This is a genomic window from Paenibacillus sp. sgz302191 (assembly GCF_057749925.1).
In genome coordinates this window covers 92,828-104,673 of sequence record NZ_JBYLHY010000002.1, presented here as the reverse complement: position 1 = coordinate 104,673, position 11,846 = coordinate 92,828, and the positions used below count along the sequence as shown (strand labels likewise).

5 protein-coding genes are annotated in these 11,846 nt (G+C 52.8%); all 5 read left to right on the top strand.

Going from position 1 to position 11,846, the window contains the following annotated elements; genetic code table 11:
* Positions 1-49: 49 nt before the first annotated feature.
* From AC3G2T_RS03085 to AC3G2T_RS03065, 5 genes are read left to right on the top strand one after another with little or no spacing between them, the layout of a single operon-like run.
* On the top strand, positions 50-8,305 hold the full coding sequence (locus tag AC3G2T_RS03085; RefSeq protein WP_488434498.1) for an SDR family NAD(P)-dependent oxidoreductase: 8,256 nt from the start codon (positions 50-52) through the stop codon (positions 8,303-8,305).
* A 38-nt stretch (positions 8,306-8,343) separates the two neighbouring features.
* A complete protein-coding gene (locus AC3G2T_RS03080; protein WP_474681329.1) occupies positions 8,344-8,592 on the top strand; it encodes an acyl carrier protein in 249 nt (82 codons plus the stop codon).
* Positions 8,570-9,817 (top strand): beta-ketoacyl synthase N-terminal-like domain-containing protein, encoded by a 1,248-nt coding sequence (locus AC3G2T_RS03075; RefSeq protein ID WP_488434497.1) that lies wholly within the window; start codon positions 8,570-8,572, stop codon positions 9,815-9,817. Before AC3G2T_RS03080 ends, AC3G2T_RS03075 begins: the two co-directional genes overlap by 23 nt.
* On the top strand, positions 9,818-11,077 hold the full coding sequence (locus tag AC3G2T_RS03070; protein ID WP_488434496.1) for a hydroxymethylglutaryl-CoA synthase family protein: 1,260 nt from the start codon (positions 9,818-9,820) through the stop codon (positions 11,075-11,077).
* Entirely contained in the window at positions 11,077-11,844 is a 768-nt protein-coding gene (locus tag AC3G2T_RS03065) for an enoyl-CoA hydratase/isomerase (RefSeq protein WP_488434495.1), read from the top strand. Before AC3G2T_RS03070 ends, AC3G2T_RS03065 begins: the two co-directional genes overlap by 1 nt.
* Positions 11,845-11,846: the final 2 nt, after the last annotated feature.

Here is an 11,846-nt window from a genome sequence, read left to right as displayed (position 1 = left end):
AACCGTCAAAGTGTAAGATATTTGCTGCACGTGTACAGGAGGGAAAAGAATGAAGGTAATGGATCGGCATCTCAGCAAGCTGCTGTGGGCGCAATTGCAGGCTGTGGGCATATCGTTCCATGGAAGTAAGGGAACGGACATTGACCTCAAACACACCGGGATCAGCCATGGATATGAGAGATGGTTGGAAACGAGTTTATTGTTGCTGGTTCAAGAACGAATACTTGCCTGCGATGGGCAGTTTTATTATCTGGCCGATGAAGTTCCTGCGAATGTGAACGCCGTATGGGAGGAATGGGAACAGCAGAAGACAGCTTGGTTGAATGAACCCGATCTGAAAGCTCAAGTGAGATTAGTCGACGCAGCGCTTCGTGCGCTGCCCGACATTCTCGCCGGAAAACTGCCCGCTACAGATATTATGTTTCCAGGATCCTCGATGGAATTGGTTGAGGGTATCTATAAGAACAATCGTGTATCGGACTATTTTAACGATGTGCTCGGAAATACGCTGATTTTATTTATAGAAGAAACACTCAAGCATAATCCTTCTGCGCAGATACGAATTTTTGAGATTGGCGCGGGGAGCGGAGGGACGAGCGCAGGGTTGTTCAATAGATTGCAGGCGTACAGGGATCATATCAAGGAATATGGCTATACGGATATTTCGCGAGCCTTTTTGCTGCATGCCGAAAAAGAATACGGCCCGGACAATCCTTATTTGACTTACCGAATTTTCAATACAGAGCAGTCTGTTGCCGGACAAGGCATTATACCGGGTGCCTATGACGTGGTAATTGCCGCTAATGTGCTGCATGCCACGGCCAATATTCAAAAAACCTTGCGCAACGCCAAAGCCCTCTTGAGAAAAAACGGTCTCCTTTTATTGAATGAAATCAGCACACATTCTTTGTTCACCCATCTGACCTTTGGACTGCTGAAAGGATGGTGGCTGTATGAAGATCCGGAGCTGCGCATTCCGGGCTGTCCTGGACTATATCCTAGTGTATGGCAGCAGGTGCTGGAAAGCGAAGGCTTTGGCTCTGTATTCTTCCCGACGGAAGAATCTCATCATTTGGGTCAACAAATTATCGTTGCTGAAAGCGATGGAGTGGTTCGGCAAATACAGGAAAGCAAGCCCGCTCCATTATCTGAAAAGGAAAAAGGCGAGCTGCCCCCGTCCCGTCGGGACAAACCCAATCGTCCGGTGACGAGCGTGCGTGAGGCTTCCTCCAACTCCAGAATCGTCGATTTCGTGAGAGAGAGATTGATCGTAACGATGTCTGAAGCATTGAAGCTGGACAGGGATCTGATCGATCTTGATCAATCGTTTGCCGATTATGGACTTGATTCCATTATTGGCGTCAATTTTGTTCAAGCGGTTTCCGACATACTGAGGATCGATTTGCAAACCACCGACATCTTTGATTTTAGCTCGATTCGCCGCCTAACGGAGTTTATTGTGTCAGAGCACGGAGATGCCATTGCAGCCATGTTGCCGGGAAGCGAGCATTCTTCGGTTCCTCATCAGGAAATAAAGGCAGAGCCGCAGGAGCATAAAAACGCTTTTAGGCAGGTGGGAAATTCACAGAGAAGCACGATCAGAGAAACGGATACTTCTCAACTGACCGATCAAGCAGACTCTGCCGCTTATTATGAACCTATTGCTATCATTGGAATGAGTGGCAGATTCGCCAAGTCCGGCAGTGTGGATGCGCTGTGGGAACATTTGGCTAATGGCGATAATCTGGTAGATCGAATTTCCCGTTGGGACTTGTCCCAATACCATAAAAAGGAAGACTTGTATTGCGATTACGGAAGCTTTTTGGATGGGATCGATCAATTCGATCCGTTATTTTTCAATATATCGGGGATTGAGGCCACTTATATGGACCCGCAGCAGCGTCTTTTTTTAGAGGAGTCATGGAGGGCGCTGGAAAATGCGGGGTACGCAGGAGCCAAAGTTGGGGGAACTCGCTGCGGGGTGTACGTTGGATGTGCGGCAGGGGATTATAACACACTGTTTACCGAAAACCTTCCTCCTCAGGCGTTATGGGGCTCTCTCAATTCAGCGATTGCGGCTCGCATTGCTTATTGTCTGGATCTTCAAGGTCCTGCTATTGCTGTGGATACGGCTTGCTCCAGCTCTCTTGTTTCGATCCATCTTGCCTGCCAGGGATTGTGGTCCGGAGAGACGGACATGGCCTTGGCCGGAGGTATTTATATCCAGGCTACGCCTCAATATCACTTGTTGGCCGATGGAGCGGGGATGCTGTCGCGTACCGGCAAGTGCTACACCTTTGACAACCGGGCTGACGGTATGGTGCCGGGAGAAGCCGTTGGGGCGGTTGTACTCAAACGCCTCCGCGACGCAATCGATGACGGTGACCATATCTACGGCGTCATTCGCGGTTCGGGGATCAATCAGGACGGTACGACCAACGGCATAACGGCGCCCAGCCTCAAGTCGCAAGAACGGCTGGAGCGCGAGGTGTATGAAACGTTTGGCATTGATCCGGCACAGATTCAGATGGTTGAAGCGCATGGAACGGGCACCAGGCTCGGCGACCCGATCGAGTATCAGGCGCTCAGCCGGGCTTTCCGCCATTATACCGATGATGAGCAATTTTGTGCGATCGGTTCGTTGAAAACGAACATTGGGCATACGCAGCTTGCCTCCGGTGTAGCCGGGTTAATCAAAATTCTGCTGTCCTTGCAGCATAAGCAGATACCGCCCTCTCTACACTTCGAGTCGGGCAATTCGAACATTCAGTTTGCGAGCAGTCCCTTTTATGTGAATACAGCATTGAAGGAATGGAACGTGAAGCCAGGGGTCAAAAGGCGTGCCGCCATCAGCTCATTCGGCGCTACAGGAACGAACGCGCACATGGTGATCGAAGAAGCTCCGCAGATGGAGCGCGTGCACGCCGGGAAGCCGGGTTACCTGATCGTCTTATCGGCGCAAAGCCAGGGGCAGCTGCGTCAGCAGGCTGAACAGCTGGCTGCCTTTTGCACGCAGGAGCCCGGCATCGACTGCGGCAACATCAGCTATACGCTTTTGCTCGGCAGAAAGCACTTCAAGCATCGCTTGGCCTGTGTGGCACGCACGGCCGAAGAGGTGGCAGCCCTCCTTCGCGGCTGGATGCAAAAAGGGAAGCAGCCGCAGGTATATGTCTCCGAGGTTCAGGAGAATGAACGACGCGAGCAGCCATCGCTGAAACGTTATGGCAATGCGTGCATCCGCAGCTGCCGGGAAATCGGGGAAGCTGGCGAGTATATGGAACAATTGTCAGCGATCGCCGATTTATACAGCCTGGGCTACGGCTTGGAGTATGAAGAGCTGTTCGCGGATGGCGGGTATTCGCGGATTCCGCTGCCGACGTATCCGTTTGCGCGGGAGCGTTACTGGGTGCCGGAGAAAACCGCGGCGGCAACCGTGGAGGCAACTGCGGAGGCTTCACACAGCGACTCTGTCTGGGCTAGTAGAGAGGCAGCGAGCGAACAGGAAGCGGCAGAGCTGCTGACCTTTGAGGAGCGGTGGCAGGAGCGGGCGCTCACGGGCGAAGCGGCCGGACAGCGGCAAGAAGGCCGGCGGCAGACGCTGGTCTGTTTCTTGTCTGCGCCGGAGCGGCAGCAAGCGGTCAGCGAAGCTCTTCGGAGGCTGGCCCCGGCAAGCCGTGTGATCTTCATCGGCGAGGGCTCCGGCTTCGAGCGGCATTCGCCAAGCTTCTACAGCGTTCGGCGGGATCAAGGCGATACGTATCGGGAAGCCTGGCAAGCGATTGGCGCCGAACACGGGGAGATCGCTGCGGCCTTCTATCTGTGGCCGCTGGAGGATGCGGGCTTCAACCGGGATTACACGAGCCTGCTGCTGCTGCTGCAAGGGGCAGCGGCAGCGCCGTTCAAGCCTCGGCGCCTGCTGCTTGCCGGACGTTATGAGGAGGGGCTGGAGCGCAGCTTCCTGGAATCGTGGATCGGGCTGGAGCGCTCCTTGGGCATGGCTATGCCGGACGTTCAGGCGGCCTGCATCTATGGCGAGGAAGCCGCTGGAGTCGAAGCGGACCTGAGCGCGTGGACGCAGCGGCTGTGGGCGGAGCTGCAGGAGCCGAAGACGCAGAGCGCGCGTTATCAAGCGGGCAAGCGCTATGTGTGCGAAGTGAAGCCGGCGGAGCTGCCGGCGGTGGACCGGCCGTTCCGAGCGGGCGGCACGTATGTGATCACGGGAGGTCTGGGAGGTCTGGGTCTGCTGTTCGCGGAGCATTTGTTGAAGCGGCAGCCCGTGAACCTGATTCTGACGGGAAGAAGCCGTTTGGATGCGGAGAAAGGCTCCCGAATTCGGGAGCTGGAGGCGGCGGGCGGGCGCGTGATGTATCTGCAAGCCGATGTATGTGATCGGGAAGGGATGGAAGCGGGGCTGAGACAGGTCCGGGACCGTTTTGGCGCCATCCATGGCGTGATTCATGCGGCGGGACTGCTCAGCAGCCAGACGATCCTGAGCACAACGGCAGCGGAATTCCAGCGCATCCTCGATCCGAAAATCGAGGGCGCCCTTGTGCTGGATGAGCTATTGAGGGAGGAAGCGCTGGATTTCGTCTGCTATTTTTCCTCCTCGTCGGCGATTCTGGGCGACTTTGGCTCCTGTGACTACGCGATGGGCAACCGGTTCTTGATGGCGCATGCGAATTACCGGAACGAGCTTAGCCGGCGCGGGCAGAGGCAGGGCAAAACGGTAGCGATCAACTGGCCGTTATGGAAAGGCGGAGGCATGGGAGCCGGCGACGGCGAGCATGCGAAGATGTATTTGCAAGCGAGCGGTCAGCGTTATTTGGAAGCGGAAGAAGGCTTCGCGGTCTTTGAACGATTGGTGAGCGGAAGCAGCGCTCACACGCTGGTGCTTGTCGGACAGCCAAGCCGTATACGGCGGTTTCTGGGATTGAGCGGGGCTTCGGTAGAAGCGAAGCCTCAAGGTGATTCGCTGTCGCCAGCCGTTGCCGCTGCCCGTCCGTCAGGGCAAGGAAGACGCCCTGAGATGAGGGGCTGGAGCGTGGAGCAGTGCTTGGAGTGGGAACTGAAAGAGCTGGTCAGCCAACTGCTGAAAATATCCCGCGAGCGGGTTGACCGTGAAGCGAATTTAACGGATTTTGGCTTTGATTCGATCAGTTTAGCGGACCTTTCCCGGGAAATAATGAACCGTATTGGCATTGAAACGACTCCAGCCTTATTTTACGGATATCCAACGCTTGCCCGATTGGCTGGCTATTTCATGACCGATCATGAAGCTGCGATCCGTACGCTATATCGAGAGCAAGAGCAGGCGCCGCAGCCAATCGGCGTGTTGAGCCCGGTCGTACAAGCCGCCAAACCGGACTCTCCATCCAGCAAGCGCCACATGTCCAGTTTGGGCACAGAGGCGGTGGCGGCACAGCGATCTTCGCAAGAAGAGATTGCGATTATCGGTATGAGTGGGCGCTTTCCCGATGCTCGGAATATTGAGGAGCTCTGGACAATCTTGACCAATGGACAGGATGTGGTGAAGGAGCATCCTTCGAACCGATTTACAGAAGATCCTGGCCGTACTGCCAAATGGAAAGGCGGCTGGGTGCCGGGCGTTGCTGAGTTTGATCCTTTATTTTTCGGCATATCGCCTAAGGAAGCGGAGATGATGGACCCGAGACAGCGCTTGCTGCTGCAGGAATCGTGGAGGGCGTTGGAAGATGCCGGATATGGATCCGAGCAAATCGAACGGGGCAAAATCGGCATGTTTGTCGGCGTGGAAAGCGGTGATTATCAGTATTTAACCGGAATCAACGCTCCGATAACGTCCAATCACGATGCGATTCTGGCGGCGCGCTTATCTTATTTTCTCAATTTGAACGGTCCCAACATGGCGATTAATACAGCCTGCTCGTCCGGTCTGGTGGCGGCCCATCAGGCTTGCTCCAGCCTGCGCAATCAGGAATGCGACACCGCCATTGCTGCGGGAGTGAATTTGATTCTTGCCTCCGGCACCCTGGCAGCGATTAATCAAGCGGGGATGCTGTCCGAGGATGGCAAGTGTTATGTGTTCGATAAGCGGGCTAACGGTATGGTTGCGGGCGAAGCAGTAAGCGTAGTCGTGCTCAAGAGATTGTCTCAAGCGGTGGCCGACGGCGATCCTATCTATGCAGTCATCAAGGGAAGCGGCATAAACTATGACGGCAAAACGAACGGCATTACGGCTCCAAGCGGCGTTGCGCAAGCGAATCTTTTGAAATCCGTTTACGAGCAGTATCAAGTGAATCCGGCTCATATCGAATATATCGTCACGCATGGTACGGGAACTCGCCTCGGCGATCCGATAGAGATCAATGCCCTGTACGATTCATTTAAAAGCTATACCCGTGAACAAGGCTATTGCGCACTGACCTCCACGAAGACGAATTTCGGTCATACTTTTGCCGCTTCCGGATTGGTCAGCCTCATTAGTCTGGTGCAGGCAATGCGGCACGAAACGATTCCGGCCAGTCTGCATTGTGAGACGGAGAATGACTACATTAACTGGAAGGAAAGTCCATTCTATGTGAATAAAACAGCAAAACCGTGGTCGAACAAAGCGGGGCGCAATCGTCTTGGAGCGGTCAGTGCTTTTGGCATGAGCGGCACGAATGCCCACATGGTGGTGGAAAGTTATTCGGCGGATGAAGTAGGGCAACTGCCTTCGGGAACTACGTCTTATTTGCTTGTACTCTCAGCCAAAACAGAAGAAAGTTTGCAGGAAAAAGTAAATGATATGATCGGCTTCATTCAAACGGGAGATGCCGAACAACCGAATTGGAGTCGAATCAGCTATACGTTGATGACAGGAAGACAGCATTTTAGCCATCGCTGCGCAATTGTCGTACAAGGAAGGGAAGACGCGGTTCATCTGCTCGGGACAGCTAAAGGAATAGAAAAGCTGCCGAACCTTTTCCGGGGACAGGTTCCTCGCGATTTTACCGGACAGAAGGCGATGTATGCCTATATCCGGGACTTATTGGCACAGAGCGAAGCCAAACGAGAGGACAGGGAGAAATATCTGGATATGCTCCATGTTTTGGCGGATTTGTACTGCCAAGGTTATGACATTCCGTGGAAGCATCTTCATGAGAATGCACATCGGGGACGCCTGCATCTGCCGACGTATCCGTTTGCCAGAAGCCATTATTGGGTTCGTGATTCTGCGTCTTTGGGCAATCACGCGGCAGCAGTCCAGCCTGCTTTATCGACTATTCAGGAGACGGTTGTTAATGAATCCAGGCCGATTGTTCCAACTGAAAGCGGATCTGTCACTTTGATTGAGCCGCATGTGATAGAGAAGCCGGTGAAGATTACACTGAGTCCGATCCAGCCTGATCCGGTGCGTCCACCGTCTGTGGCGAATTCTGGAAAGCCGACGATTTCCCTGCCATTGACAGGCGGTTCGGAGGCATTCGAGACTCCAACGCTATCGATTGCTTTGCTGGAGCAAAAGGCGACAGTTGCCCCTGCACAAGGGATTTCGATTTCGACCAAACAACTGGAGACCGAGCTGAAACTTAGTTTGGCTGAGGCTTTGGCAATGGAGAGCCATCAAATTGATGAAGAGATATCTTTTATCGATTTGGGATTAGATTCGATCATTGGCGTGGAATGGATACAGAAGATCAACCAGAAGCATCAGACTTCTTTTGCCGCCAGTGTCATTTATGAACACCCCAATGTACGAGACTTCGCAGCGTATTTAGCCAAGGAACTGCATGCAGCAGCGAGCCAGTCAAGCCAGCAGGACTCGGAGTCTGGGAAAACTTCATCCGGAAGTGCGCTGCATGCGGTCCGATTGCCTTCCCGTGAACCTGAACCCGCCGCTGCGGAACAAAAGGGGAACGGCGCTTTGTTCCGCACGATTGCGCAGGAACAACTGCATGTTGAGCTGACGGATAGTTTGGCGGAAGCTTTAGGTATGGAGCGCAGTCAGATTGATCAGGATGCCAGTCTGATCGACATGGGAATGGATTCTATTATAGGGGTCGAATGGATTCAGAAGATCAATCAAACTTATGGTACGGCATTGACAGCTAATGTAATCTATGATCATCCAACGATTCGCACTTTTGCGTTGTTCCTAGAGGAGCAACGGCAACCGCAGCAGGGCAGCGTTCAACCAATTGCCGCCCAAACACCGTCGTCTTCTCCGCTGCAAGAACTGCTCCAACAGGTACAGGAAGGAAATATGGATATTGAGCAGGCCGATCTGCTTCTGCAACAACTGTACTTGGCATCTGTCGGCAGTGCATCCGGGCAAACGAATTGACGTTCTTTTACATACCCATAACCCAGGAGGTAATCATTATGCAAAAACAAGAAATTTTCAATATTGTCGTAGGCCATACTCGCGAGGTGCTTCCCGAATTGGAAAATCATGATTTCAAGCCTGCGGAAAGCTTGACGGAGCTAGGCGCGAATTCCGTCGATCGTGCCGAGATTGTCATGATGACCATGGATTCTTTGGAACTTCGCATTCCTCGCGTTGAGCTATCAGGTGCGCAAAATATCGGGGAACTGGTCGAGGTACTCTATGGGAAATTACAATCCGTCTAAAATTGTTGTCACCGGAATTGGCGTCGTATCGGCGATAGGGCAGGGAAAAGCTGCTTTCACAGAGGCGCTGCTGGCAGGGCGCCATGCCTTCGGCATCATGCAGCGTGCCGGCAGGCAAAAGGACACGGCATTTATAGGAGCAGAGATTTCTTCTCTGCTCCCTCCTGAGTCTATCTCCAAACGGCTGCTTCGAACTTTATCCTTATCGGGTCAGGCTGCGCTCATTGCTTTGCAAGAAGCATGGGAGGAGGCGAGATTAGATGCCGTTGACCCATCGCGTATTGGCTTAGTGATCGGCGGTTCCAACGTTCAACAGCGTGAGCTGCTGCAAACGTACGTAACATATGGAGAGCGGATCGATTTTGTCCGGCCGACCTACGGGATCTCTTTTATGGACAGCGATTTGGCTGGTCTATGCACCGAACAATTCCCGATAGAAGGATTTGCCTATACGATCGGAGGCGCTTCGGCAAGCGGTCAAGCATCAATTATTCAAGCGCTCCACAGCGTTCGTTCCGGGCAGGTGGATGTATGCATCGCGATGGGAGCTTTGATGGATCTCTCCTACTTGGAGTGCCAAGCTTTGCGCTCGTTGGGTGCGATGGGCAGTGACCGCTATGCACAGACGCCGGAGCTGGCATGCAGGCCTTTTGATCAGAATCACGATGGATTCATATATGGAGAGAACTGCGGCGTTGTCGTCATTGAACGGACGGAATCAGCCGTCCGCCGAGGCGCGCAGCCTTACGCGGAGCTGTTGGGCGGAGCGATGAAGATGGATCGCAATCGCAATCCGGATCCTTCGTATGCCGGAGAAGTTCGCGTCATTCAAAGCGTATTAGAGCAATCAGGCTTGTCTCCGCGGGATATTGATTATATTAATCCTCATGGAACGGGCTCGTTGATTGGAGATGAAACGGAGGCCAGGGCGATTATTGACTGCCAGTTGGGACACGCATTTATGAATACAACCAAATCGATTATTGGACATGGCTTAAGTGCTGCCGGCACAGTTGAGGTGGTGGCAACGCTCTTGCAGATGAAAGAGAAGCGGCTGCATCCGAGCAGGAATTTGGAAAATCCGATTCATGACGCATGCCGATGGGTGCAGGGCGAATCCATTCCTCATGCTATTGAGCACGCGCTCACGTTAAGCATGGGTTTCGGAGGGATTAACACCGCTCTTTGTTTCAAAAGACAAGCAGATCCTGGGGAGGAATCATAAATGGTTGCAGTTGGTATCGAGGCGATGAATGTATTCGGGGGAACCGCATATTTGAACGTGATGGAGTTAGCCAAGCACCGTAATCTGGATACGACGCGTTTTGAAAATCTGCTTATGAAAGAGAAGGCGGTTGCACTTCCTTATGAAGATCCCGTTACCTTTGGCGTCAATGCGGCGAAGCCTATTATCGACGAGCTTTCCGAAGCAGAGAGGAATCGAATCGAACTGCTGATTACATGTACCGAATCCGGGATCGATTTTGGGAAATCGATGAGTACCTATATCCATCATTATTTGGGATTAAATCGGAATTGCCGCCTGTTCGAGCTGAAAAATGCTTGCTACGCAGGGACGGCCGGATTTCAGATGGCCGTCAATTTTATTTTGTCTCAGGCTTCTCCCGGAGCCAAGGCTTTAGTTGTAGCGACGGATATTTCACGCTTCCTGGCGGCAGAAGGCGGAGAGGCGCTGACCGAAGACTGGTCCTATGCCGAGCCTAGCGGCGGGGCTGGAGCCGTAGCTGTTTTGATAGGAGAGAATCCCCAAGTATTCCAGGTAGACGTGGGGGCTAACGGATATTACGGATATGAGGTTATGGATACGTGCCGTCCGATTCCCGACAGTGAAGCAGGCGATGCCGACCTCTCCTTATTGTCTTATCTGGATTGCTGTGAAAATGCTTTTCTGGAGTATCAAAAACGCGTAGTAGGCGTGAATTACCGCGATTCGTTCCAATACTTGTCATTCCACACGCCGTTTGGCGGCATGGTTAAAGGGGCGCATCGCAGCATGATGCGCAAGATGGTCAAGGCCGCCACGGCCGAGATTGAAGCCGATTTCCAGCAGCGTGTCACTCCCGGGCTGAACTATTGCCAGAGAGTCGGCAATATTATGGGCGGCACGGTCTTGCTTTCCTTGGCCAGCACAATCGATAATGGCCGTTTTGAAAGCGCCAAACGAATCGGGCTCTTCTCTTACGGCTCAGGCTGCTGTTCCGAATTTTACAGCGGAGTCGCAACCTCGTACGGGCAGCAATTACAGCGCCGATTCCGGATAGAAGATCAGTTGAATCATCGCTATGCCTTGAGTATGAACCAGTACGATACGCTGTTGGCCGGCAGCAATGCGGTGAAGTTCGGTACTCGGAATGTCAAACTTGATGTGGATCTGCTTCCCGAGCCTTTCAGGGCTTCCCAAGGGAAAGGCTTTCTATTTCTGGATCGAATTAGCGAATTCCATCGCGAATACAGGTTCGTCTAATGAATTACGAAACGATTAAAGTCCGTTTTCAAGATAAGGTTTGCGTGATTCAGTTATATCGGCCGGAAGCGAACAATACGATCAATGATCGAATGATAGAAGAGTGCCATCATGTATTGGCGTTGTGTGAAGAGTCTGTCAAGGTTGTGGTTTTGGAAGGATTGCCGGAAGTATTTTGCTTCGGCGCAGACTTCCAGGGAATTTACGAGAAAGCAGCCGACGGGCAAGCGCCTGGGCATGATCCCGAGCCTTTGTATGATTTGTGGCTGAAATTGGCAACGGGTCCGTTTATAACGATTTCGCATGTTCGTGGAAAAGTGAATGCCGGAGGAATCGGCTTTGTTGCCGCCTGTGATATCGTGCTCTCCGATCTAACGGCGGTGTTTAGTTTGTCCGAGCTGTTGTTCGGGCTTTTTCCCGCTTGTGTGCTTCCTTTTTTAATTCGCCGCATAGGTTATCAAAAGGCGCATTATTTAACGCTGATGACACAGCCTGTCTCAGCTTCGCAAGCGCATACCTGGGGTTTGGCGGACGTATGCGACGCTCAAAGCGAGGCGCTGCTTCGCAAGCACTTGCTCCGTCTTCGCAAGCTGCCGAAATCGGGCATAGCCCAGTATAAGCGCTATATGAATCAATTGGATGACGTTCTGGTAAAATCCAAATCTCCGGCGTTGGCAGGAAATAGGGAAATTTTTTCCGATCCTCGCAATCTGGAGGGAATTTTCCGATTTGTCGAGCAAGGACAATTCCCATGGGAGCGTGAGTAATG

Coding starts and splice junctions, on each gene's coding strand:
- AC3G2T_RS03085 (WP_488434498.1), top strand. CDS start 50: ATGAAGGTAATGGATCGGCATCTCAGCAAGCTGCTGTGGGCGCAATTG.
- AC3G2T_RS03080 (WP_474681329.1), top strand. CDS start 8,344: ATGCAAAAACAAGAAATTTTCAATATTGTCGTAGGCCATACTCGCGAG.
- AC3G2T_RS03075 (WP_488434497.1), top strand. CDS start 8,570: ATGGGAAATTACAATCCGTCTAAAATTGTTGTCACCGGAATTGGCGTC.
- AC3G2T_RS03070 (WP_488434496.1), top strand. CDS start 9,818: ATGGTTGCAGTTGGTATCGAGGCGATGAATGTATTCGGGGGAACCGCA.
- AC3G2T_RS03065 (WP_488434495.1), top strand. CDS start 11,077: ATGAATTACGAAACGATTAAAGTCCGTTTTCAAGATAAGGTTTGCGTG.